This is a genomic window from Bradyrhizobium iriomotense (assembly GCF_030160715.1).
GTDB lineage: Bacteria > Pseudomonadota > Alphaproteobacteria > Rhizobiales > Xanthobacteraceae > Bradyrhizobium > Bradyrhizobium iriomotense.
Window position 1 is genome coordinate 1 of record NZ_BSOW01000015.1, and the last position, 23596, is coordinate 23596.

The 23596-nt window shown below is 58.9% G+C and carries 18 protein-coding genes and 7 pseudogenes; 9 read left to right on the forward strand and 16 right to left on the reverse strand.

Translation table 11 applies throughout. The annotated features are described in order from the left end of the window. Window positions 1–96 precede the first annotated feature (96 nt). Together QQL28_RS21515 and QQL28_RS21520 are read right to left on the reverse strand one after the other, a co-directional pair. Window positions 97–375: pseudogene (locus QQL28_RS21515) on the reverse strand (recombinase family protein); the annotation flags it as partial. Continuing rightward, window positions 372–815 carry a DUF5372 family protein gene (locus QQL28_RS21520; RefSeq protein WP_284268473.1) on the reverse strand — a complete coding sequence of 148 codons (444 nt, stop codon included), beginning with the start codon at window positions 813–815 and terminating at the stop codon, window positions 372–374. The gene QQL28_RS21520 and the pseudogene QQL28_RS21515, both read right to left, overlap by 4 nt. Window positions 816–862: 47 nt before the next feature. Here QQL28_RS21520 and QQL28_RS21525 point away from each other — a divergent pair. Continuing rightward, window positions 863–1033: pseudogene (locus QQL28_RS21525) on the forward strand (transposase domain-containing protein); the annotation flags it as partial. Window positions 1034–1058: 25 nt separating this feature from the next. On the opposite strand, the gene QQL28_RS21530 reads toward QQL28_RS21525, so the two are convergent. The 3 genes from QQL28_RS21530 to QQL28_RS21540 form a co-directional block, all read right to left on the reverse strand. Continuing rightward, entirely contained in the window at window positions 1059–1496 is a 438-nt protein-coding gene (locus QQL28_RS21530; RefSeq protein WP_284268475.1) for a hypothetical protein, read from the reverse strand. A 195-nt stretch (window positions 1497–1691) separates the two neighbouring features. Further along, complete coding sequence (locus QQL28_RS21535; RefSeq protein ID WP_284268477.1) at window positions 1692–3089, reverse strand: MBOAT family O-acyltransferase; 1398 nt, start codon at window positions 3087–3089, stop codon at window positions 1692–1694. Between the two features lie 18 nt (window positions 3090–3107). Then, the gene (locus tag QQL28_RS21540) at window positions 3108–4067 is read right to left on the reverse strand and encodes an SGNH/GDSL hydrolase family protein (RefSeq protein ID WP_284268478.1); all 960 of its coding nucleotides are present in this window, start codon (window positions 4065–4067) and stop codon (window positions 3108–3110) included. A 1183-nt stretch (window positions 4068–5250) separates the two neighbouring features. Here QQL28_RS21540 and QQL28_RS21545 point away from each other — a divergent pair. Then, on the forward strand, window positions 5251–5508 hold the full coding sequence (locus tag QQL28_RS21545) for a hypothetical protein (RefSeq protein ID WP_271590966.1): 258 nt from the start codon (window positions 5251–5253) through the stop codon (window positions 5506–5508). A gap of 171 nt (window positions 5509–5679) precedes the next feature. On the opposite strand, the gene QQL28_RS21550 is transcribed toward QQL28_RS21545, so the two are convergent. After that, window positions 5680–6681 (reverse strand): recombinase family protein, encoded by a 1002-nt coding sequence (locus tag QQL28_RS21550; protein ID WP_284268481.1) that lies wholly within the window; start codon window positions 6679–6681, stop codon window positions 5680–5682. Here QQL28_RS21550 and QQL28_RS21555 point away from each other — a divergent pair. From QQL28_RS21555 to QQL28_RS21570, 4 genes and pseudogenes are all read left to right on the forward strand, one after another. Beyond that, window positions 6658–7116 (forward strand): annotated as a pseudogene (locus QQL28_RS21555) (IS110 family transposase); the annotation flags it as partial. The gene QQL28_RS21550 and the pseudogene QQL28_RS21555 overlap by 24 nt on opposite strands. Window positions 7117–7227: 111 nt before the next feature. Continuing rightward, window positions 7228–9008 (forward strand): annotated as a pseudogene (istA, locus tag QQL28_RS21560) (IS21 family transposase). Continuing rightward, the gene (gene istB, locus QQL28_RS21565; protein WP_284268483.1) at window positions 8986–9753 is read left to right on the forward strand and encodes an IS21-like element IS1631 family helper ATPase IstB; all 768 of its coding nucleotides are present in this window, start codon (window positions 8986–8988) and stop codon (window positions 9751–9753) included. Before istA ends, istB begins: the two are co-directional and overlap by 23 nt. Window positions 9754–9829: 76 nt before the next feature. Continuing rightward, window positions 9830–10612: pseudogene (locus tag QQL28_RS21570) on the forward strand (transposase); the annotation flags it as partial. Between the two features lie 2 nt (window positions 10613–10614). Here the strand turns inward: QQL28_RS21570 and QQL28_RS21575 are convergent. Beyond that, a pseudogene (locus QQL28_RS21575) lies at window positions 10615–10875 on the reverse strand (transposase); the annotation flags it as partial. A gap of 461 nt (window positions 10876–11336) precedes the next feature. Then, window positions 11337–12497 carry an alpha/beta hydrolase gene (locus QQL28_RS21580; RefSeq protein WP_284268485.1) on the reverse strand — a complete coding sequence of 387 codons (1161 nt, stop codon included), beginning with the start codon at window positions 12495–12497 and terminating at the stop codon, window positions 11337–11339. Window positions 12498–13126: 629 nt separating this feature from the next. Here QQL28_RS21580 and QQL28_RS21585 point away from each other — a divergent pair. The 3 genes and pseudogenes from QQL28_RS21585 to QQL28_RS21595 all read left to right on the forward strand — a co-directional run. Next, window positions 13127–13318 (forward strand): annotated as a pseudogene (locus tag QQL28_RS21585) (site-specific integrase); the annotation flags it as partial. Then, window positions 13273–13590: a DUF1016 N-terminal domain-containing protein gene (locus QQL28_RS21590; RefSeq protein ID WP_284268487.1), complete on the forward strand. Its 318-nt coding sequence runs from the start codon at window positions 13273–13275 to the stop codon at window positions 13588–13590. The pseudogene QQL28_RS21585 and the gene QQL28_RS21590, both read left to right, overlap by 46 nt. Window positions 13591–13615: 25 nt before the next feature. Further along, entirely contained in the window at window positions 13616–14239 is a 624-nt protein-coding gene (locus QQL28_RS21595) for a DUF1016 N-terminal domain-containing protein (RefSeq protein ID WP_284268489.1), read from the forward strand. 1181 nt (window positions 14240–15420) lie between these two features. On the opposite strand, the gene QQL28_RS21600 is transcribed toward QQL28_RS21595, so the two are convergent. From QQL28_RS21600 to QQL28_RS21635, 8 genes are all read right to left on the reverse strand, one after another. Beyond that, window positions 15421–16476, reverse strand: a complete 1056-nt coding sequence (locus tag QQL28_RS21600) for an alpha/beta hydrolase (protein ID WP_284268491.1) — start codon at window positions 16474–16476, stop codon at window positions 15421–15423. A gap of 221 nt (window positions 16477–16697) precedes the next feature. Next, a complete protein-coding gene (locus tag QQL28_RS21605) occupies window positions 16698–18194 on the reverse strand; it encodes a hypothetical protein (protein ID WP_284268493.1) in 1497 nt (498 codons plus the stop codon). A 22-nt stretch (window positions 18195–18216) separates the two neighbouring features. Next, the gene (locus tag QQL28_RS21610; protein WP_284268495.1) at window positions 18217–18606 is read right to left on the reverse strand and encodes a cupredoxin domain-containing protein; all 390 of its coding nucleotides are present in this window, start codon (window positions 18604–18606) and stop codon (window positions 18217–18219) included. 16 nt (window positions 18607–18622) lie between these two features. After that, a complete protein-coding gene (locus QQL28_RS21615) occupies window positions 18623–19237 on the reverse strand; it encodes a CC0125/CC1285 family lipoprotein (protein WP_284268497.1) in 615 nt (204 codons plus the stop codon). Window positions 19238–19264: 27 nt separating this feature from the next. Beyond that, window positions 19265–19954: a cytochrome b/b6 domain-containing protein gene (locus tag QQL28_RS21620; RefSeq protein WP_284268498.1), complete on the reverse strand. Its 690-nt coding sequence runs from the start codon at window positions 19952–19954 to the stop codon at window positions 19265–19267. A 31-nt stretch (window positions 19955–19985) separates the two neighbouring features. Beyond that, window positions 19986–20417, reverse strand: coding sequence for a c-type cytochrome (locus QQL28_RS21625; RefSeq protein ID WP_284268499.1), 432 nt, complete (start codon window positions 20415–20417; stop codon window positions 19986–19988). Window positions 20418–20540: 123 nt separating this feature from the next. Beyond that, window positions 20541–21875 carry a DUF1552 domain-containing protein gene (locus QQL28_RS21630; RefSeq protein WP_284268501.1) on the reverse strand — a complete coding sequence of 445 codons (1335 nt, stop codon included), beginning with the start codon at window positions 21873–21875 and terminating at the stop codon, window positions 20541–20543. A 13-nt stretch (window positions 21876–21888) separates the two neighbouring features. Continuing rightward, window positions 21889–23517, reverse strand: coding sequence for a DUF1592 domain-containing protein (locus tag QQL28_RS21635; protein WP_284268503.1), 1629 nt, complete (start codon window positions 23515–23517; stop codon window positions 21889–21891). Window positions 23518–23596: the final 79 nt, after the last annotated feature.

Genomic DNA, 23596 nt, shown 5'->3' on the forward strand with positions numbered 1-23596 from the left:
GCTGCGCGGAGAATGCTCGGAACGCTGCGCGCGATCATTTCGGAACCCCGCGCGCCATCAACTCGGTACGGTGCGCGCGATGACCTCGGAATCGGCAGCAAGGCGTGATGCCTCGAGCGATACCACGGCGCCAACCCGTTCTTCGCAAATCGCGGACAGCAGCTTCTCGAAGCCCGGTCGGACCGTTCCGCCACCGGATCGGCCGAGATCATCGTCGACGAGTTGAACGTCTTCCCAGCCAAGCTGCCGCGCGCGTTCGACCAAGCCATACTGGCGTCGTTGGCTCTCGAGATTGTTGACGACCTGATACGCTGTGGATTGGCGGATATACACGAACGCGGCGCGAGCCAGGTGCGCGGGCGTGATCTTATTCATTGCCTGCTCCCTTTTTGCCGCTGGCTGGAGGCTCGTTGGCCGGCTTCGTCGCCGCTTCCATCAGCAATGCTCGCAGAAGGGCCAACGCCTTCTGGCGTTCGGTGCCAATCATGTCGCTGGGCTGGGTTAGGGGAAGGAACAGATCCATTTGCGTACGACACTGCCTTCTCATCGCCGAATCCTCCGGGGCTTTCTTCCTCCGGACGACAAGGTACGAGATGATCAACCAGATTGCGCAGTTGAAGGAGTTGGCTGACGGGAAGGCGGGGAATCGTTACAATCACTGTCGAACATGCCGATGGATCGAACATCCAGCCTGGCACCTGGAAGGAGCCGCCATGCGGTTGCCGAATCAGGAAATAATGAACACCGTCGTGCTCGTGGTCGCCGGTCACCAGGACCATCCGGCCGGCCAGCGGGTGGAACGGATAGGTGATCACGGCTTCGAATGTCAGAAACCCGGCACTATGGCCCCGGCCCGGAGGGCGGCGCCGAAACCTGGGCCACTCTCGCATCGCTCATCAACTCGGCAAAGCTTCACGGCATCGACCCGCGGCACTATCTCACTGATGTTCTCGAGCGCATCGTCTCCGGACGCACCAAGATCAATCAGCTGAACACGCTGCTGCCGTGGAACTGGAAAGCCGAGCGCGACGGTTCGGAGGGCAAAGCTCGCCGCTTGATCAGTTCGACGGCAAGGCGTCGGGAACTTCCTGCGCATCGCTGGCGTCGTCGTAGATCTCTTCGCGGATCACGCGCAGTGTCACCTCGTGCAGATACACTTGCAGCGCACCCTCCAGCTCGGTGAACTCCGGCAGCAGGACTCGATCGACGAAGCCCCGTGACGCACGGACCATCACCGTGTTGCGTCGCTGCCGGCGATAACGAAACGGCCGCAGCCCATATCGGCGGCAAAGCGCCAGAAAAAGGTGCCGAGACCACTGGTCGGGAAGTGAGAATTGCTGTTCGACCGGTGGATCGTGGCGGGCGAGTTCCTCGACCCGGGCCCGCACCCGCCGCAGCGCGGCTTCCGCCGCAAGGCGCTCACCAGCAGTTCCGGCACCCACGAACAACGCTTCGATCTTCCGAAGCTTCTCGCGCAGCTGCGACTCGCTGGTCATTCTGATCCTCGATGCCCGCTCCGAACCAGGATCACCCCATCACCGCGCGCCGGCGGCGTCAATCATCCCGACCGCGCTATCCAGAGCATTCCGCGCAAGTCAAGCCCGGGCACCGGTGATCCTCTCGTGACGCTCACCTTGGCTATCATAGTAGGAGTGTCGCGCTGGCAGCAGACGGAAATTCGGCTCTCGAGCTCAGAAGTCGAAATAGATAAACTTGGCTGAACTGCCTTGGCTCACCGCGATCGCGAGAACAGAGATTGTCAACAAGGTTGCCCAGACGACAGTTTTCTGGGCTCTTCTGACAGCCAGTCGAACTCTTGCGTGGTCATCAAATCGATGTACCGCAAGAAATGCCAGCAGAAGTACGAGCGGGTAAGCATGCTCTGAAAGAAACGCCCGGAGTCCTGTCGATGAACTGATGAACGGTCCAGCGAGAACTTCATGTGCCGACGTGAGAGTCGGAGCCCGAAAATAGATCCAGGCGATCGTGACGAAGTGAAAGGTGGTGATGATCCCTAGCCAGGCAGGCAACTTGGCGTTCGGCCAAACGCGATTGAACAAATGATTGAGACTGATGCCGATACCATGCAGGCCGCCCCAGATAGCGAACGTCCAGTTGGCGCCGTGCCAGAGGCCACCGATCAGCATGGTGATCATCAGATTGGCAAGCTGCCGGGCGGCGCCCTGTCGGTTACCCCCGAGAGCTATGTAAAGATAGTCGCGCAGCCAGTGCGACAATGTGATATGCCACCGGCGCCAGAACTCGATGATCGATTTTGACGTATAGGCAGACCGGAAATTGCGAGGTAGACGAATGCGCAAGAGATACGCAAGGCCAACGGCCATATCGGTATATCCGCTGAAATCGCAATAAATCTGCATCGAAAAGCCATATATAGCGAGCAGATAATCATACGCGCCGTGAGCGCCGGGCGCGTAAGCGAGGTCGACATATGGCGAAATCCCATCCGCAAAGATTAGTTTCTTGGCAAGCCCAACGACGAATAGAGAAGCGCCAAGAGTAAAGCGGGCATCGAGCGCTCTGCTTGCTTTCGAGAGTTGAGGAAGAAGTTCGTGCGGCCGCAGGATTGGGCCGGCGATCAGGTGAGGGAAGAACAACACGTAGCCGAGAATTGCAGTGAGTCGGCTCTCGATCGGAAATTGTCTACGATACACGTTGACCACATAGGCCGTGAGCGTGAACGTGACAAAGGAGATTCCAAGCGGAAGCGAGAATCGAAGTTCACCACGGAAAACGTGTGGCCATGCCGCCGTGAATCCCCCAGCGACGTCGTAAATCAGGAAGTGAGCGTATTTGAAGACCACAAGCGGCGTAAACAGGACGGCCAGAACCAGGAAGAGCCGCCACTTTCGAACACGAGGAGCTTCGGCTTGCTCGATCCAGAGGACGCCACCCCACGCAATAGTACTTAATGCATAAGGAAGCCAAGCGTACTCGTTTTTCCACCAAGCGTAGAATACGGTGCTTCCAAAGATCAAAAGGTAAAGTCGATATTGCGGCGGCGTCAGGAGATGAGCGCTGAAATATAGAGCGAAGAACAGAAAGAAGACCGGATCGGAAAAAAGCATTGCGTTCGCGTTTCCCGTCTACTGATTGAGAACGGGAAGAATGGCGTCTGCCATTAGCTTGTGACCTAACGCGTTGGGGTGCGGGTCTCCCGGCATAGCCCAGATTTGTTCTGGAGAGAGTCTTCCAAGCGCAGGCAACAAATCGACGAATTTGTATCCGCCCGCTTGTGCAACTGATCGCATCTTGACGTGAATAAATCCAAACGGATAAGCATTTAGGTTGTGAACATCCGGTGTCATGGCTAGGTACAGGCGAATATTCCTCTTGCCAGCGTACTCGGCCAGTTGACGAAGTTGCCACTGCATTTCGATGAAGCCCGGCTGACTATCGCGATAGACATCTTGATAGTGTTCAACGAGTGAGTGCTCTCCAGACTTGTTCAGAAGTCTGTTGATGGCGATCCAAATTGTTGCCGCCAGCTCGCTATGTCTCAGGAACCAATTGGCCGCTGTTGGGTCGAGCTTCTCTGCATCGCGAAGGAAGTACTGCACGACGATATCGGTCGGCTCCAACCCTTCAAGCTCGTAAAAAAAGCGCTGTACGTATCGTTCAGCATTGTAGTTGCCGACGCCGCCGTTCAGTACGTCGACACTTTCGCCTTTTTCGCGCAGAGCCGCCTCCACGCGGGAGGTGATCGTTTTGCTTTCGTGGACCCCCCAGCCAAGCGTAATCGAGCCGCCCAGAAACAAAATTCGACGGCTGACGTGATTGCGGGGCAAAACCGGGCCCCCGCGCAACTTCCATTCGTTTGTCCGGATTTCGACGGACTCGAGAATCGCAGAGGCATTCTTGACGTGATCGTGACCAAGCTCAGGTCGCGGGCTTGGAGTCTTCAGCTCCCGCGCGTATCGCCACATCTCGATATCGTAGTTCTTCATTGAGCTGTCCTTGAGGCGGAGAATCCCCTCCGCCGCGAACACCGAAGCCACCAACGAAAACACGGACAGGAATGCCGAGAACAGAAATTGTTTACGCATTCAGTGGGGTCCGTTTAAGGAACAGCAGGCTTCCGAGATAGGATGTCTGTGGGATCGCCAATCGAGAAAAGTTCGCGCGATGAGGGCAACGCCAGCCGTTTTGCCACTTTTGGGATGGCGGTCATGCCCTCGGCCGAGGTACTGCGAGGCGGTGTACTGCGGTCACATAGTCGAACTCCGGGCCGGTTGCGCAATGCCGGTTGAACAAGACGCTATGCAACAATGTCGTGCGATCATACAGTCGAGCAGCCGTTAAAAGCGGGACGTCGTTATTTTTTTTCGACGCCCATGATGATCTGGGCTGCGGCGTCATCATATCCTTGAAGGAAGCGTGATACTTGCAACGGATCAACTAAGTTTGTCATTGCTGCACGTTTCGTGATGAACTGAGCCGAGCCGAGGCCATACGGCGATCTACTAAGGTGATGAATACCGCACTAACAATGGATCTAAATACTACCTGTTCGGGTAGGAATGAGCTATTTGGAAGGGTGCTAGTCAGCATTCAACAGCGCGATAGCGCGTTCTCAGCGCTAGCGGGTCGACAGGGCAGCAGTTTGCGACAGATGGTGTCCCGGACAGAAGGACTGACACCGTTGTCGCACTACCGGTGAAGCTGTAGGCAGGGAGGCCCGTCACTCAAAACGCAGCACAAGTCGCGCCCATGGCCACTGAGGTGGTCTCGGTTGTCTGAACAGCAATTCCGCGTCGATAAGTGGAGCTTCTGCCAGAGTTAGGCTGCCGCGCGGAATGGCAGCGGGTTGAAGTAAGCTTGATCCGGGGTGCCGCGGTCAAGGCTCGAGTGGGGACGCCGGCCATTGTACAACCCAGCTTGATAACACCCACGGGACCGGTTTTCGCGAGCTCTTGTATCGGTGGCATCCGTGGTTTGGTCAGCCGGTGTTTGTCCACCAGGCGATCGCCAAGTCGGATGATGTTGTTTTCCGCTGCACGCTGAGCGGCTCCGACGCGACTCGGTGGCTTGAGATTCCTGCCTGGATGTTCGATCGCGTGGCTTGCGCGGATGATTCGGTCGTCACCACCACGCCTTATGTCGATTCATCAGCGCTGTCGGTGCTAGCGGGCCTTCTGTCGGATGTGTTGAAGGCGGGCACCGCATCATCGAACGCCTTGCTTTCTGGCGCAATCATGACCTCTCGCGATCCGAATCGGGGAGAGGCCCATGTCAGGCAAGACCACGACAATGGCGCGCCGGCCGCCAGCGCAGCGGAGTCGGCACAGGCAGGATCAGCGGCGCCAGGCGCCGCAAATGGACCTGTTCGCAAGCGGCCAGTCCAGCGGTGTCATCGGAGCACCGGCTTGGCCGGAGCTGCCGGCAGAGGTGCAAGGCACGCTGACCAACCTGATGGCGCAGCTGATCCTGGAACACGCGGACAAGAGCAAGACGGCCGTAACGACGGAGGACGGTCATGATCTCTGACAAGATTCGGCCCCATCATCTGGAGCGCAAAGCACCGGATCATGCCGGCCAGCAGCGCATTGCCATGTTTGGCGGCGCCATGATGACGGCTGGTGGGAATGTTGTTGCTGACCATCGTCCTGATCGCCTCGGCCTTCTCCCAACTGACGTAGCCCTCATGGGCATTTGGCATCAGCCGCCCCGACAGCGCTTGCCGCACTCGCGACGGACCTCAAGACCGTCTGGGCCGCCCCAACGACAGACGCGCGCCTGAAGAAGCGCATTGTGCGCACCCTCATCCAGGAGGTGGTCGCCGACATCGATCAGGAGGCAGGCGAGATCGTGTTGATTGTCCACTGGATCGGCGGCGTACATAGCCAGATCCGCTTGCCCAAGCGTCGCCAGCCAGTCACTGCGTGCTTTGCGACGAATCTTCACGCTGGCACCGTTGGCTCCATAGCCTACCGCAACCGCAGTCCTACCATAGGCATAGGCGCCGCCGTAGATGGGGTTCTCAATCATCTGGTGGATGGCGGCGTAGTTCGGCCGCCGCCAGGCCACATCGCCATTGTTCTGCTTCACCGGAAGTTCGAGATTATGCTCGTGGAACCAGAGCAAGGCTTGACGAGCGCTGCCCAGTTCCTGAACCTTGTCGAAGACCAGGGTAATGGCGTCTTGCACGCGGCGGTCTGGATCCTTCTCGTAGCGATCGCCGGCCTTCACAAAGCCTACCGGTGCCGCGACGACCAGTTCGCCGCGGCGCGCCTTCTCGTAGCGCGCCGAGAGCGAACGCTGGCGCAACAGGTCAAGCTCGTACTCGTTCAGGCTGCCTTTCAACCCGAGCAGCAGGCGGTCGTTGCCGTGGCGCGGCGCATAGACGGTCTCCTGATCGACCAGCACCGTGTCGACCACGCGGCACATCTCGATCAGTTGCTGCCAGTCGCGACTGTTGCGGGCAAAGCGGGAGACCTCACGCGCGCAGACGGCGCCAACCTTGCCGAGGCACACCTCCGCGACCATCCGCTCGAATCCAGCACGCTGAACGGAGCCAGCCGCCGAGCGGCCGAGATCGTCGTCGATCACCTCGATCTGCGACCAGCCAAGCGCCGTCAGCCGATCCCGCATGGCATATTGCAGCGCGCTGCTCTCCCTGTTGTGCAGCACCTGATGGGCCGACGACTGGCCGATCTGCATCGGCTGGTCGACTGGTTTACGGAATGCGGCGTCGAGACCGTCGTCATGGAATCGACCAGCGTCTACTGGATTCCGATTTTCGAGCTTCTCGATGCCCGGGGATTTACCGTGTTTCTTGTCAACGCGCGCGATGCCAAGCACGTGCCGGGGCGTAAGACCGATGTCAGCGATGCGCAATGGCTGCAGCGGCTCCATTCATTCGGGTTGCTGCGGGCCAGCTTTCAGCCCAAAGGGCAGATTGCCGAACTGCGAGCCTACGTGCGTCAGCGCGAGCGTCTGCTGGAGTACGCGGCCTCACACATCCAGCATATGCAGAAGGCCTTGACGGAGATGAATCTTCAGCTCCACCACGTCGTCGCCGACATCACCGGCGCGACCGGCCTGCGTATCATACGCGCGATCCTTGCCGGCGAGCGCGATCCCGAGGCGCTGGCGTGCTCCCCGTGGGTCGGTCAAAATCCCCCGGGTATGGTCACATGAAACTCCCCCACCTGATGATCACGGTCAGCGCCGCTGAACAGCGGTAGCCGGTCAGGCAGGACGTTTATTTTCGGTCCCTTTAGCCAGCAAGGGGCCGGGGAGTTGAACGTCTTGAAGCCACACCTGCAAAGCACGGTATTTACGCTACTCGATCGCAACGCCAGCCAGCGCGAGATCCATAGGCTGACGGGGATCGATCGCAAGACGATCCGGCGTTACCGGGCGCTGCGGGCCGGTGCGGAGGCAAATTCCCCCGGGGAAGTGACCACCGGCCCGGTGAGCGTGGACGGCCAAATTCCTCCACCCCGACCACCGGCTTCTGGGGCATCGGGAGCGACGGTCACCAGCAGCCTGGCCCGTTCGGCTTGCGAACCGCATCGGACGTGGATCGAAGAACAGGTCCGCCTGAAGCGGAATGCGCAGGCGATTTACCAGGACCTGGTCGATCATTTTGGCTTTCCGTCCAGCTACCAGAGCGTCAAGCGGTTTGTGCGCACGTTGCGACACGGCGATCCCGAGCAGTTTGATCGACTTGAGTTCCTGCCCGGCGAGGAGGCCCAGGTCGACTATGGCGAGGGCGCTCTGACGATTGATCCCAGGAGCGGGCGGTACCGCCGTCCCCGCCTGTTCGTGATGACGCTGCGCTACTCGCGGCGCAGCTTCCGGCGGGTGGTCTGGAAGTCCAGCCAACAGGTCTGGGCGCAGCTCCACGAAGAGGCGTTCCGGTATTTTGGCGGGGTCCCCAGCTATGTCGTGCTCGACAATCTGAAGGAAGGCGTCCTCAAGCCGGATTTGTACGAGCCCGAGCTCAACCCGATTTACAGCGCGATGCTGGCTCATTACGCCGTGGTCGCCGATCCCGCGCGGGTGGCCGATCCCAATCGGAAAGGCTGCGTCGAGAGTGCGATTCAACATACCCAGGGCACCGCGCTGGCTGGACGGCGCTTCGAGACACTGGAAGCCCAGAACGAGTTCTTGAGGCACTGGGAGGAGAATTGGGCCTCCAAGCGCATCCACGGCAGCACGCGTCGTCAGGTCGAGGCGATGTTCCAGGAGGAGAAGCCACACCTGCGGCCGTTGCCAGTGGCTGCCTTCCGCATCTTCACCGAGGTCGTTCGGACCGTCTGCGACGATACCACCGTGCGTGTTGATAGCAGCTATTAGCCGCGCGGCCTGCGCCCATCGGCAGTCAGGTCGTGGTGCGGATCTACGCCTCCACGATCGAGATCCGTGATCGCCACACCCATGCGCTGCTGCGTGTTCATCCCCGGATGACGCACTCCGGTTCTGTCGTCCTGCCGACCAGCGAACGGCCGTTCAATCCGTCGCGGCAAACCGCCGTGCTGCTGGCGAGCGCCGAGCGCATCGGGCCGCAGACCAGGGCGCTGTGCCAGCAAGTGTTCGACACCGAGGGGCGCCCCGGACAGCGCGCGATGTGGGGCATTGTCGGGCTGGGCCGGAAGTATCCGGCACGGCTGGTCGAGCAAGCCTGCGCGCACGCCGTCGAGAACCGCATCTACCGCTACAAGCACGTGCGTGCGACCGTCGAGCGGTTGTTCGAACAGGCGATCGCGCAGGTTGGAGCGACGCCACAGCCGGCATCGTCGCTCACCCAGGATCATCCGCTGATCCGCGCTCCAGCCGAATACGGCGATCTCTTCAGCCGTGCCGTGCGGCACGATGCCGGCGACAATGGCCGGCAGGCCGAGGCTCACGGCGACCGCACCCCTGCAACCCGCGCTCGTGGCGCCTGCGCAACCCCGGCCAGCTCCGGCGCCACGAGCGCTCCCGCGGCTTCTCACCTCACACTGGAGACCAAACCACATGATGACCATGCCGGAAATTGAGCGTTGCCTGCGACAGCTGCGCCTGTCGGGCGTTCGCGACACGCTGCAGACGCGCGTGCTGCAGGCGCAGGGCGCCAACCAGCCATTCCTCGAGACCTTCTCCCTGATCCTGCAGGACGAACTGGACCGTCGTCAGTCCCGCCTTATCGAGCGACGATACCAGCAATCCGGACTCGACGAAAAACTGACGCTCGCCGAGTTCGACTGGACCTTCAATCCCAGATTGCCGCGCCAGACTTGCTTCCAGCTCCACACCCTGGCGTTCATTGCCGCCGGCGAAAACGCGCTGCTCGTCGGCAAACCTGGCACCGGGAAGTCCTACATCGCCAAGGCGATCGCCTATCGGGCGATCCTGCAAAGCCACAAGGTCCAGTATCTTGAGACCGACGACTTCTTCCACCGCTACGCCATGAACTCCCCGGCACAACGCGAGGTCCGGCTGCGAACCATCATCGACTGCGACCTCCTCGTGCTGGACGATCTGTTCCTCGCACGCGCCATCCCTGACGACGCCGGCGCATTGCTGCAGACCCTGATCCATCAGCGCTACAAACTGCGCCGCAGCGTCATCGTTACCTCCAATCGCGTCGTGCAGGACTGGGGGACATACCTGGGGGACAACACCATGAGCACGACGATCCTCGATCGCCTGATGCATCATTGCCATCTGCTTGAGTTCGACGGACGCAGCTATCGGCTCAAAGAGGCCGCTGAAACTCTTGCCCGGGAAACAAAGGCAAACTAACAATCACCACGTCCTGCCTCGCGGGTGGAGGAATTTGACTGACCATACCCGGAGGAATTTGAAGTGACCCGCGGGGGCGTGCTTGCGCCACTACAGTTGCCACTCCAGTGCCGAGACGATTGCGAAGGCGCTCACCGGGAGCTACCGCGCCGAGCATCTGTTTGCGCTCGAGCAGGCACTTGCGCTTTACGACACCTACCACGAGAAGGCATCTGCCTGCGACGCCCGGATCGAAGCCGTGTTGAAGGAACTGAGCAACCATCGCGGTCGTGGTCATGGACCAGCACCGCCGGCCTCGCTGCGTCGGAATCGGACCGATCAGGCGAACGCTCTAGCTTTCGACGTCCGCGAGGCGCTATTCGCGCTGGGAAAAGACATCACCACGATCGACGGCCTCGGTCCTTACCTCTCGCTGAAGCTGATCGCTGAATGCGGTGACGACCTCTCCTCGTGGCCAAGCGCAAAGCATTTTACCTCCTGGCTAGGACTGGCGCCGAGCAACAAGGTCTCCGGCGGCAAAAGGCTCTCGTCCCGAACGCGCCGATCCGGCGGCCGGGCGGCGGCGCTTCTGCGCCTTGCTGCCGTCACCGTCGGACGCACCGATACTGCGCTCGGCGCCTTTTACAGGCGACTTTCATCGCGCATCGGTAAGGCCAAGGCAGTGACCGCCACGGCCCGCAAGATCGCAGTTCTGTTCTACAATGCTGTGCGATACGGAATGGACTATGTCGATCCCGGGGCCTCGTCCTACGAGACGCGCTACCGGACGCGAGTGGTCAACAATTTGCATCGGCGTGCCAAGGCATTCGGCTTCGTTCTCCAGCCCTTGGAGCCGCACGTCGGCGATGCCGTTTCTTAGGAATCGTTCTCCAGCGTCAGCTCCCCGATCTTGGCGTGCAGCGTTTTCACGTCCACCGCGGGCTCGCTCGTTCTGTTGCCACCGCCAGCACCAAATACCTCGGCCGCCGCTTCCTGAAGCTGGGACTTCCACTGCGTGATCTGGTTCGGGTGCACGTCGAAATGCTCAGCCAGCTGGGCCAGCGTCATCTCACCCTTGATCGCGGCTAACGCCACCTTCGCCTTGAATGCCGGTGCGTGCTGCCGACGGGTTCGTCTGCTCATCGTCTCTCCTGATTCGCGGGACAATCTTGCCCGCCGTCAGGCAGAAACTCCACTTATCGCCCTGTCCAGAATTCCGGAGCCAGCTCTCACCACCAGTTTCCCAGCGATTTCAAGCCGTGAACACTATGATGCCGCGTCAGTAGCGACGTATAAGAGTGTTCCGCGAGAGGGTGCGCGGATCGTGACTCATCGCTACGGTTCGATCGCGATTGTTTAAGCCCCGCGAACGGCGCAGCCCCGGGGGCTCGACTGACATCATTTCTATGCACCCCGTTCATGCTTCTTCGAGTGCCATCCTAAACTAGACACTGGGGAATCTCATTGTGACTTTCCTGACATTCTATGCGAGCGGGAATATTCCCTTCTGCCTACAGTCGACGAATAGAGATGCTTCGCGTTCATGCTCTCAACGAATCGTCGACCATTTTCATCCGAACTTCGATGTCGCCTGCGCGACTATCTTACTTCGCTGTATGCTTCTTGAGCCAAGCGTCGACTACGGCTGCGATCTGGAGATTGTTCTTCTCCCCCAACATGCCATGTCCGTTGCCATGGATTCCGATTTCGCCTAATCGGAGATGATCGTTGGCAACTCCCATCCTAGTCAGAAATCGTGACGTGCAATTATCGTATCGAGCGTGATAACTGGCTTCGGTTGTCAAAATTAAAACCGGTTTACCCGCCAGATTCGGCAACCTCCTCGAAGGTCCGTCAACATACCGACATGGAATAAGATCTGGGGCTGCAGCAGGCTCGTCGGTCAACCGTAGCTCCAGAGGAGTCTTCACGGGTGGATCGTAGGTGAAGGGAGCGTCTGTTAACCCCCAAGGGCGGCTGCTCGCATCATTCGACGGTTTGCTTGTAGCAACAATCGGATCGTCTCTAAACGGAGGACCGGCGGGCTCAAGCGCGACAATGGCCCTAACCAAGCGAGGCCGCGCATCTGCAGCGAGCCACGCGAACTGCCCACCGTGGGAGAAGGCAACCAGGACTGCCGGACCCACTTTATCCAACAATGCTGCTAACGCAGATTGCGTCATTTCATCCGCTTGGCGCCCATTTGCGATACTCGCCATGGGCTGAGACAGGTATTGCCGGGAGACTACGTCGCTCGCTTCTTTTCCATTGCCGGGGCGCTGGGTGAAGAGTCTCGCTTGCGGCCACAAATGGTAGCGATCAGGATTGTTGACGAACTTCTCCAGACGCTCGATCGAACCGACGCCGATCGGCCCATCCACTTCGGCATAGTAAGCAGATCGACCGCAAGCGGGTCGATCTATGATGTAGGTCGAATAGCCGCGGCGAACGAAATATTCGGCCCAGCCTTCCCTGTCATCCGGCGTTCCAAGCCATGACAGAGATCCAGAAGCACACCCCCCTCCTATAAAGACAAGCGGAAAGCGATGCTTCAATTTTTTCGGGATTTGATATTGCACAAACATAGCGTCAGCAATGAGTGTGCCTGCATGAAGCGTGACCTCATGGCCACCTACGTAGAAGTATCCCTCTCGCTCCAGAATTAGAGGCGGCTCCGCGGCTCGATCGCTGGAAGCCCGCGCTAAGCTTCCCACGAATAGGGAGGCGAGCGCTCCTGCTGCAAGAGCGAGCGACCGGAAAAACATCCTGGTAGATTTACATCCTGTACGCGTGCGAAAGCGGGAAGAAGCCGGTCGGCGGGACAAATCCAATGATGCGATCTTTGTCGAGTATAGATTCTTACTCATCATGAATTCCTGTCGAACAGAGGGCGTGCCCCGACGATGATCGGCTGCATAATAGCGAAATTCTGCTGTATCATGGTTCCGGCGTGATAGCGCGCTCCCAGATTTGGTGGCGCGCGCCTCCCCGGTTTCCGGCTTAGTGTGTAGCCTGGGGGGCGCGATGACTCGATCGATCTCCTGCCTGCGAACGCCAGGCCTGGTGCGCCAGCGCAGTCCTGATCTTGCCGGGACAATACTGATCGCTCCCATTATGGCCATGGCTGTGGGTCGTGTCGCGCCTGTGCAGGCGTCCTAGCATAGTCGAGAATGGCGTGGAGCCCCGCACGAAATTGACAAACCGGGCGGTCGAGGAGCCCACCAAGCCCCAATAGAGACGCATCAGCACGATCCAGAGGATCGCGTAGCCGCTCTACAGGTGATATTCGGTTGATGCCAGTCCACCAGCACACACTGATCCCAATGACCAGCAGCCAGTGCATGGCGCGCACCGGTAAGTCCCAGACTCTGAGGTCCGTTGTGTTGGCAAGCGCCTCCGGCGAATGTTCAACTCTCTGGCCGGCAAGGCAGTGTGTCCAAAGAGATTCGAGATCGTCTGCGAAATCATGCTCCAGGACGTCAGCTCCAAAAACTATGATCGGTGGCATTACATGCCCGAGAAGCGCGCCCGAATGGCAAAGTGGAACAAGTTCGCGCGCGCCATGCTGGCGAAGAAGCGCTTAAAGGTCCGCATGAGCGACCTTCCAAATCTCTCTCGGCCCGAAAAGGCGCCAAGCCGACGACCGAAATTGATACGCAAGGCTATTCGACGTTCGTCAGCGATCTTAAGAGGAAGATTGCGGAGGCGGGGCATCGTGTCGGTCTCTACTGGAACATTGGACGCGATATCCTCGCGCGGCAGGAACGGGACGGATGGGGCGCCAAGATCATCGATCGTCTAGCCGACGATCTTGGCCGAGCTTCCCTGAGATGGCCGGGCCGTCCGCCCGAAACCTGAAGTATATGGGCGCCTTCGTTGAGGCGTGGCCGGATGGCGAAATTGCGCAACAGGTTGTTGCACTATTGCCTTGGGCCATAACGTCCACCTGCTTGATGCAGCCAAGGCGCCCGAGGAACACGCTTGGTACGCCCGCCAGGCGATCGAACACGGATGGAGCCGCAACGTACTCATCCATCAGATCGATAGTAACCTTCTCGTCCGTCAAGGCAGCGCGCTCACAAGCTTTTCGCAAACCCTGCCAGCCCAGCAATCCGAGCCAGCAGATCCTGAAGAACCCCTACACCTTTCGACTTTCCCTCGCTTGGCCCTGAGATGCATGAGCGCGATCTCTAACGCGGGCTCATCGAGCATCACCACCCTGCACACCCGCCTCACAGTGGCCAGTGCTTCGCCACTCGCACACCAACTCGATTGCTGTCGATGGCGCCACACGGAATCAATCGGCAGCGCCCCGACGGCTCATCCTCTCATGTTCTACGGCCTAAAGAATGCGAATGCGAAGGTCCGGCGAGAGCGGTTTAGCCATAGGGGGCTGGCCTCCATCACCAGCCGCCAGGGTGAAGCACGATCGCCCCGAATCGCGCTCGTTCACGTCCAGGTACATAACCGGCATCGGCTCAATGAGCATTCCGCGGGCGTCTCGTAAGCTGGAGGCAACGGAATCTTTTTCACCATTATGTCGCATTTTTGGGTCTATCATTCTAGAATTCAAGTGAATCGATCTAAGAAGCGATAGGCATGGGCATCAGTCGACTAGGCAACGGCAACTACTATGCGCTGCACGAAATTTGGGACTTTGTGGTCGAGAAACTCGAAGAGGCACCGGGATTGAGATGCGTGGTCCAAGAGCGGAGTACGTTGCTTTTCCTGTCGTGCGCCGGCCTGATCGGTTATCTTGACCTGAACGGAAGGGAGATCAGAAACGAGGCCGATTTCGCAGCCTACTTGTTGAACGGATTCGCATTGAATGTCACCGTGCCGGGCGATGGCGTCTCTGGTCGACCGTGCATTGGACTTCCGCTAACAAAGCCCGCGGCAGAACTTGAGAGCGTATGCAATCGCATAATCGCAGCGTGCGTTGCGTTGTTGAGCGAGCCGGGATGTGAGGGCCCCGACGCACCGTTGTCAGCTCTTGTCGGAAGCCAACAGAACAACCACTGGGACCGATCGTTCAGCTGTAAGCGCTCTAGCGAGGCACGCCGGTGTCATGGAGCAGACGCGTCAGCCCTCCCGTCGCCCCGAAGGACTTCGACGGAATCCGCCTCGCTCCACCGAGCTCGGCCGAAAACCCTGTATGCCTAGTCGTTCGCAAACCCCGATGATCTTCTCCTTTCCCGCACGTCCTTGAGCACGAGAGTCGTCGACATCCTGAACACTTCCAGAAAATGAAGAAGCCGATCGAATGTCGATTATTCGGCTAATAATAGTCATACGGCACAGCCGCGGGAGCATTAGCCGCGGATAGGGACTGATCGCACAAGCTTCCCCGGTGGGCATCGCCCCCCGCACTCGTCCAAAGCGTGAGATGATCCCCAAGACCGTTTGAGCGAGCGCACGAACGTACAGAAAAATTCTCGCTCGGACTTGGCAAATATCGGCACGATAACGCCCTACGTCGGTTCCGTCGCGACAGTCCGGGGCAACGAGGCGAGGTTGAAGTGTTGCCGGCCACTTCGCGCGGCGCGACTTCCGACGCAGGTATGACTTGGCCGGCAAGCGCCGCACAACGGTTGGGTCAGCCGTAAAATGCTGAAGAGCCGACAGCGCAGATGCAATCAACCCTTTCAGAAGTTGGAGCACCGACAATTCGATGCGGTTCATTCCAATTTATTTGGACTGCTTTCCCAAATGACCGTCGAAGAATTTCACGATGATATTCCAAGCCTCGTGCTGCTCTGGCACGTCGGTACTAAAAATGTATTGTGCAAACGAGCAATGGGTGGCTCCCTCCAAGACGAAAAGCCGAGCGTCGACGCCCGCCTCCACAAGATGAATGTGTGTGGTAATGGCGGATGACATCGCCGCATCGCGAGTACCCGTCATGAAGATGGTGGGCGGGAACTCCTTCAACAGTTCGGGATGATTTACCGGCGATACCATTGGATCATCAAGATCGGTGCCCTCAAAATAGGTGTGCTTGACCTTGGCTTGATAACCAAGCGCGCTCGGACGCGCCAAGGCATTCAAATGATCGCTGTCACCCGGTTTACTCGATAGACTACCTCCGGATCCAAAAATCCCAATGGCACCGGGCTTTGGCAATCCGTGCGTTTGAAACCACGCGACCGATTGCGCTGTTAGGCTTCCTCCGGCCGAACAGCCATAAATCCCGATGTTCTCGGGACGATACGTTTTCAGCAGCTCAGCATAGACCTTCGCGACATCCTCACTAGCTGCGGGGAAGTGGAACTCCGGTGCCTCTCGGTAGTCCACTGTAATGACTTTTATTCTACCTATGCTAGCGATCGGCGTGGATTCTATCTGACCGTCGTAGCGAGCTCCGTAAGAGAATCCTCCACCATGCAGATTGATCAGAACGCGTTGCCGGTTGGCATCCGAGACGCCCTGAACCGGCTGCACAACGTCTGTCTGAACCCCTCCAATCATTTCCGGCTCTATATTGACCGGAAACGTGCGCCGGATCTCCTTCAGCAGAGGAATCCAAACTTCTTTGTCCCACAATTCGCCAAATTTGGACTCTGGCATCCCTGGCGTCACAAGCCCGTAAACCCGCCCCATCGAACGTTCACGCCTAACGAAATCTCTCTTTGCCTCGTCACTCACCAGCGCGGAGTACGGCAAATGAAACGCGTGTACATCCACACCCCCGTCATCGTGAACAAGCAAACCTGGATTTTGTTCTGCCCCATAAGTGCGGGACAACTCCCTACCCCCATAGAGCGCGAATAGTGCGGTTACCGCGCAGCCAATCGCACAAAGCAATCCCGCCCTCGTCATAGAGTCGTATCCTTTGCTAAGAGTGAAACCTTGAGGAAAGCCTGGTTTGGCTAGGCGACCCGCATGGGCAACCCGCAGGGTCGAGGCGGCCGACTTCCCGGCCGCCTCGGACGAGTGATTTGCTGCCGGGGACTGCAACTGATGTGCTACCGATATATGCAGGTCTCTAATCGCTCATCGTATTTGGTGTTGCGCTTGCGGTTACCCTGGTCATCGATCGGGTACCCGCAAAGGTCCAGACCAACTCCGTCCGGATAGTGAGGCCGATCTAGCGTCTTAAGGATAAAATCCCTGCTGGAAAGATCTTTGATAAATCCTTCAAGGTAGGGATAGGCTGCTTCTCTACAGCCAGGCGGGACATCCTGAGGAATGAGGGCTTCAGCGCCCTTGGCGACGCTGGTCTTGCAAGCTTCGAATACGGTCCTTCGCCATTCGTTACCCGCCCGGATCGGGATAGTCATCGGCTGGTCGGGGTCCACGACGAAAGCTGAAGACATCATCATGCGGTAAGCAGTGGAGATGCCATCATACTGGCGGGTCTTTTCGTTATACATGCCGTCAGCATTGCGGCGGAGTGCATAGTAAAGCGCTACATGATCCTCATGGTATACCTCGTCCAGGGAGCCGGCGCCGGCGGTGCTGCTCCCGCCGAAGGAGGCATCTCCATAAAGGTCGCGCCAATCGCGATAACCGCCAATTAGGCTGGTGGCGCTCAAACCATCAGGCGCGATGACCAGACGTATCTTGCCCTTGGTGAAATTGGTGTCGCCAGTTTGGTCATAATAATAGGCCATACGCGGCGTGTGCAGATGCTCGACCTGTTCGGTCTCCACCACGCCGTTTTTGATGGTCGCCTTCAGCTTAGTGTACCGCGCGGACCTCAGAATGCGGTACGAATAGTCGATCCCGACGCCACCACGGGCGTCCCTTACGATTTGGTCGGGCGAATTGCCGATCTCGACCGTCGCATCGCTGTCGTTCATCGGATCCTGATGGCCGGAGATCCTGATCACTATGGTATGGAGGCCATCCAGCATCGCCGTATCGTAGCGCAGGGCCAGGGTGGCGTTGCCATTGCCACGCCACGGCGCATCGCATCCCCAGGCGCGGTACAAGGCGTTGTCAATGCCTTTCTCGCCGTCCGGACTGACAAAGTCGTTGGGTCCGATCTTACCGTCCAGATTGAAACCATCAGCAATGCGGCTGGTTACCTCCGGCTGCCCCGGGTCTTGCGCCGCCCAGGGATTGACGTAGGTTTCGATCCCTCGCTTGTAGCCGCGGTAAGAAATGGCGCGGGCAAAGACTTTTCCGCGCACCTTGTGGGTGTCCCCCCGTATTTGGTCCAGCCCGGGGGGCTCGACGATCCAATCGATCTCCTGTTGTGAATACCACTTCTGGCGAGCGAGTGTGGACCTGCGCTGCTCGGAATCGGTGAAAAAATTGGTGCTCCCGTGCGGGCAGTCTACGCCCGGCTCGATCTCCGTGCCGCGCGTGAACCCGGCGCGGCCGCCGTAGCGGAACGCATATCCATAGCTGCTCACGACAAAGCCGCGAGTCCAAGGGTCCGCCTTGGCGGGTACCGGGTCGCTGCAGGTCAGGGCTGTAGCAGCCGCAAAAGCTAATAGCGCTCTACTCATTTTCATGATGCTCTCCCAACGGCAGGATTTAGGAAACGACAACAGTTCCAACCATTCCCATCGCTTCGTGAAACTTACAGACATATTTGTAGGTGCCCTTCACCGTGAAGGTGTGGCTGAAGCTGGCGTCTTCCTCGATGTTGCCGGAATCGAATGGCGCCACGCCCTTCGGCAGCGCGACATCCGAAGCCGTGGTTGCCTGGGCAGGATCGAAAGTGACCGAGTGGGTGATGACGCCAGGATTGGTCCACTTCACCGTGTCGCCCACGCTGATATTCACGGTTGCCGGGACGAACATGCCCTTGGGACTGTTCTTCATGGAAACTTCGACGGTCTTGCCCTCGGCCAATGCAGGAGCAGTCACAACAACCCCAAGGCTGGTGAGCAATTGAGTAAAGGCGCGACGATGAATCGTCATTAGAGGTTCCTTGCGATTATTCCGGCGGAGAGACCTGGTTGATCAGGAGGTCGGATACCGCTCGGGCCTCAAAAGCCAAGGGATTAGCGTCATCCATCTGGCCTTCATGGAGCACGATGTCGGCGCTGGCCTCGAAATCCGTAATGATCTTTGGATCATCCGTGATGAAGGCTGAACCTGCGAAAGGACTCCAGTTTTTCCAGGTCGCGGAGCCGCTCGTCTTAAAGCGCCAGACCGGGCGGAAATACTCCATGCGGAAACTGTAACGCGGGCCTGCGGGATCGCGTTCGGGCTTGGGCGCAGTGTCACCTTTGGAGCGGGATTCAACAAATGTGAACCAGCTCGCCTTCTGCTCCATGGTCAGTTCTGCGGCGCGATAGGCGAGATATTTTTCGATATCGCTCCGGGTAGTAAATTTGTGGCCGGCGATCACCAGCTGAAACCGGTCGGTGCCCTTTTTTGTCGCCGTGAAAACACCCGGCTTGGCGGGCGGCACCATGGGGAGATTGTCGGAGGAAGCCTGGGCGGGCTTGGCTGTCGAATCGGTAACCGACGGATCGGCGGCCAAACTGATTCCGGCCGAGGCGCAAAGCGTGCCTAGGGCCAACCCGGTAACAATACTGCGTTTCATTCTACCCTGCCTGTTTTCCCTGGATTGCTAGAAATAGAAGGCGATCGACACCGCGTACACGATGGCGGTGACGACGACAGCGCCGATTACAAATCGCCAAAGGGGCGCGCCCTCCATTTCCGTTTCGGCAACATCGCCCGCATCAGGCGGGCGCTTGCCGTGGATCATGGGGCCAATGAGATTCCGGCGTTTGTAGATGAAGTAAAAGATCACCGCCGCCAGGTGCAGAGCGATAACCCATATGAGAATGTTGAACCAATAGTAGTGGAGATGCGCGATATGGCGGCCCTGCTTGAAGCTGATGTAGCTCGACAGGGGCCCCGAATGGAGCCCGTCCACATCGACCGCAAACAGACCAAGGATTACCACCGCCAAGACGAGGCCGAGCATCACAACAATACTAATCGCTCCCAGCGCATTGTGGCCATGGCTGTGAGGCGTCTCGCGCCGGTGCAGCGTGCTGGCATAGTCAAGAATGGCTTTGGGGCCCCGCACGAAATTGACGAACCGGGCGGTCGAGGAGCCGACCAAGCCCCAGTAGAGACGCATCAGCACGATCCAGAGGATCGCGTAGCCGCTCCACAGGTGATATTCGAGTTCATTGTTGATGCCAGTCCACCAGCACACGCTGATTCCGATGACCAGCAACCAATGCAAGGCGCGCACCGGCAGGTCCCAGACTCTGAGGTCCGTTGTGTCGGCAAACGCCGTTTCCATGTGGCCGGCCTCAGACGAAGTCATGGAATGTCTAGTCTTCATCTTCTTTTTCGTAATCGCCGGAACGATAGCTGTCGTGGCAGGCCTTGCAGGCCTTGCCCATCGCGTCCACCTCCGTTTTCAGCGCATTGCCATTCTTGCTGAGCGCCACTTGATTCAATTTGGCCGCTTCGTCCTGAGCCGCCTTGCCCAGCTTCACGAAGTCCTCGTTTTTCTGCCAGATGGACGGCAACGCGTAAGTCTTGACGCCAGCCTCCGGGCCGCTGCCCTTGGGGAACCAGTTCAGCAGGTAAGCGCTGCGGTCCTTGATGGTCTGGGCGTTAGGCACGACCGTGTTGTCCCAATCTATTCGTCCCTTCTTGAGCTCGTCATTGATCGCCTTCAAGGCGCCGCCTATGTCGCGAAACTTGTCCTGGCGCGGCTTGATCTGAGCGACTTCTGCCGGACCGGCGGCTGCCTTCAAGATAGCAACACCAAGCGCTACACACGCTGCTGCGGCGACACAACGAAAGCTCAACACAGACATACGAACAAAGCACTCCCAAGCGATGGGGCGATCGCACTCGTTGATGGAGAACGGATACGACTAGGTCAGCAGGTCGGTGTAAGGCTGCCTGACCTGCATGGAACCTTTGCCCCAGACGTCCAGCGGTACACCCATGGCTTTCAGAAGCGTCAGGCCGACGCGCGACACAGGACTGCCGTCGCCCGCGATGTGATAGCCTGTCTTCATGCGGCCGCTGGCGCCGCCGGCCACCAAGATTGGAAGACCGTCCACCGCATGGATTCTGGCGTAGCTTTGGTCGGTAAAGGCGAAGACCAAACTGTGATCCAGAACGGTGCCGTCGCCTTCCGGTATCGAGTCGAGTTCCTTTAGCAAAGTGGCGAATAGTTCCATGACGTCGAGATTGTATTGCGCCACTCGCGGCTGATAACCCAGAGCCTGATCGATGGGCTCTTCATGGGTGGTCTGGTGATAGCTCAAAGAGTCCCCAGGCATGAAAATTCCAGATGGAGGTTCGGAGACGCTTAGATTGAACACCCGGGTTTGATCCGTGGCGAGCGCCAGCGCGCCAAGCCGCGCCATCAAGGGCGTGACGTTGCGAAGGTTGGGCAACGCATTGTTGCACACCATCTCGGCGGGCGCGTCGGGGATCGCGACCTTGGCCTGGATTTCGGGGCGTTGCAGTTCCGCTTCCATCTGTAACTCGGCCTCACGCACCGAGGTGAAATACTGATCCATGCGAGCGCGATCGGCGGTTCCGAGATTCTGCATGACCTGTTTGCGGTTGTCGGCCACAGCCGACAGCACGCTCTGCTGGATCATCACCTGGGGATCGGGTTTCCAGTCACCCTTCGTGGGGTCCTGGAAGCCGCGCCCGAATAAGCGCGTGTAAAGCGAGAGGGGCGAGGGCTCCGCCGGAATGGCGTTGGCGCCACCAAGGCTGGAATAGCTGTGCTTGGAATCGCCGGCGGCGGCGGCGGAGACCGTCTTGAAGCGGGCACCGCGCGAAATGACGTCGGCGATCTGCTGATCGATGGTCTTGGAATCGAATTCCTTTTCCCTGGTGGGCGAAATGCCGGTAGCAGCCGCAGCGGCGCCGGACCAGTGCATGTAATTCGGGTTGTCGTCGAGCGGGACGCGCAGCCCGCTGAACACGTTCAACTTGCTGCGGAAAGCCTCCAGCGGCTTTAGCTGGGGGGTCATCTCATAGTCTTTGCCGGCGATCTTGGGGATCCATAGCTGGCTGGTCAGGCCCAGGCCGAAGAAGAACGTATTGAAGCGCGTAGGAAGCGGCCGCCCGGTCGCGGCTAACGCCTCACCCTTGCTGTCCAGAAAGCAGTCGAGAAACGGCAGGCCCATGACGGCCAAAGCGCCCTGGCATGTGCCGCGGAGCAGAAATCTGCGATCGATCTTCATGACTGGTTCCTCTCTACTGGGCCGGGACCTTGCTTGCGGGACTGGCGGTTTCAGGAGCGGGCGCGCTGAAATAGTCCTTGTCCTCGACCATAGACTTCAGCAGTGAACGCATGCGAAAACCGGAATCCGCGAAAGAATTGTACGCAGCCTTGAACGCTGAAGCCGGAACATCCTCGCTATTCTCGCCGCGGGAATAGGCATAGACCTTGCGCGCCAGACAGGCGGTATATTTGGGGTTGTCGTGCAGGAACTGGCCGAGCCCCTGCGCGTCGACAAACTTCTTTCCTTGGAGGCTGGCCGAAAGATCGATCAGCTGGCCATTTTCCGTGATGCGTCGCTGACCGATGGTGTCAAAGCCCTCCAGAGATAGGCCGATCGGATCGCTGTGATTGTGGCAGGAAGCGCAAGTACTGGTGGTGGCGTGAGCCATCAAACGCTCGCGCACGGTCTTCAAGCGACCGCTGGTATCATTGACGATCGAGAAATCGACATTGTTCGGCGGGTTCGGGGTGGGCTCGCAAAGAAAAATGTCCATCACTGCCACGCCGCGCTTGGTGGGCGAGCTGCGGCCGGGATGGGAGAACATGGCGAGCATGCTGGCTTGGGTCAGCACGCCGCTGCGTCCAGAATCGGCTGGGAATTCATAGGGCATCCATTCGCCCTTGAAGGGGAACGGAATCTGATAGTCGGCCGCCAGGCTGCGATTGAGGAAGGTTTTGCGCGTGGTCATCAGGTCGCGCATGTCGCCGTTTTCATGCAGCGCGAGGTCGATGGTGGTGCGCAGCGTCTCTTCCTTCGCCGAAGCCGCGATGCCCGAGCTCCATTTGGGGTAAAGGATGCTGTCCTTAGAGACCGTATCAAAAGTGTCGAGCTCCAACATGTCGTTGAAGAAAGTCCGCATGCCGATGTCCAGGCGCGGCGAGGCCATCAGGCGATCGACCTGCTTCTCCAGCCCCGCGGCCGTATTCAGCTCACCCTTCTCTGCCGCCTGAACCAGCTCCTCGTCCGGCGTGGAGTCCCACATCAGGTAGCTGAGGCGCGTCGCCCGGCTGTAAGGGTCCAGAGTCCATTGCTTGTCGCCGACTGGTACCGCCGCTTCCATGCGGAATATGAAATTCGGTGCCTGAAGCAAGCTAGCCATGCCATAGCGCAGCCCGGCATAAAAATCGTTCTGCGACTTGGCCAAGCCACGGCTGAGATTGACGGCGGACGCGATCTCCTCCTGAGTCAAGGGTCGTCGGAACAGCATCCGCCCATAATGACTCAGTATCTGGGCAGTGCAGCCGTCATCGGGCTCCCTGGAGGCGTTGGGTGCGCAGGGAAGCTTGGCGCGGTATTTTTCTCCCGTCACCTGGATGGCGATACTGTCCGCCATGTTGGTGAAGGACTCAAAGCCGACGGGCGTCACCGACAGCACCGATGTGCTGGCCGCTTGCAGGCCACCGATCCGGATTGTGGGCTCAAAGGCACCGCGCACTTCGATCTCCTTACCGAAAATATCGGCAATGGAGTTGCGATATTCCTGCTGGGTCAGGCGTCTCATGCTCACCACTTGGGAGCTGGTGGCGGCGTGGGCGGAGGTGATGGCCGCAGCGGCCATCGCGCCGGATGCCAACCCGGTCAGAGATAGAAAGGACACCACCCATGCGTTCCATGTCGCGCGCTGCGAGTTTTCGCCGTTTGATCTCCGAGACATCACCCACTTGCTCTTTGCTTCTAGA

What these genes read in the sequence shown, in the direction of transcription:
- QQL28_RS21550 (WP_284268481.1), bottom strand. Translation starts at nt 6,681, where the DNA reads ATGCAGATCGGCCAGTCGTCGGCCCATCAGGTGCTGCACAACAGGGAG.
- QQL28_RS21535 (WP_284268477.1), bottom strand. Translation starts at nt 3,089, where the DNA reads ATGCTTTTTTCCGATCCGGTCTTCTTTCTGTTCTTCGCTCTATATTTC.
- QQL28_RS21615 (WP_284268497.1), bottom strand. Translation starts at nt 19,237, where the DNA reads ATGAAACGCAGTATTGTTACCGGGTTGGCCCTAGGCACGCTTTGCGCC.
- QQL28_RS21610 (WP_284268495.1), bottom strand. Translation starts at nt 18,606, where the DNA reads ATGACGATTCATCGTCGCGCCTTTACTCAATTGCTCACCAGCCTTGGG.
- QQL28_RS21605 (WP_284268493.1), bottom strand. Translation starts at nt 18,194, where the DNA reads ATGAAAATGAGTAGAGCGCTATTAGCTTTTGCGGCTGCTACAGCCCTG.
- QQL28_RS21545 (WP_271590966.1), top strand. Translation starts at nt 5,251, where the DNA reads ATGTCAGGCAAGACCACGACAATGGCGCGCCGGCCGCCAGCGCAGCGG.
- QQL28_RS21540 (WP_284268478.1), bottom strand. Translation starts at nt 4,067, where the DNA reads ATGCGTAAACAATTTCTGTTCTCGGCATTCCTGTCCGTGTTTTCGTTG.
- QQL28_RS21630 (WP_284268501.1), bottom strand. Translation starts at nt 21,875, where the DNA reads ATGAAGATCGATCGCAGATTTCTGCTCCGCGGCACATGCCAGGGCGCT.
- istB (WP_284268483.1), top strand. Translation starts at nt 8,986, where the DNA reads ATGATGACCATGCCGGAAATTGAGCGTTGCCTGCGACAGCTGCGCCTG.
- QQL28_RS21620 (WP_284268498.1), bottom strand. Translation starts at nt 19,954, where the DNA reads ATGGAAACGGCGTTTGCCGACACAACGGACCTCAGAGTCTGGGACCTG.
- QQL28_RS21530 (WP_284268475.1), bottom strand. Translation starts at nt 1,496, where the DNA reads ATGACCAGCGAGTCGCAGCTGCGCGAGAAGCTTCGGAAGATCGAAGCG.
- QQL28_RS21580 (WP_284268485.1), bottom strand. Translation starts at nt 12,497, where the DNA reads ATGTTTTTCCGGTCGCTCGCTCTTGCAGCAGGAGCGCTCGCCTCCCTA.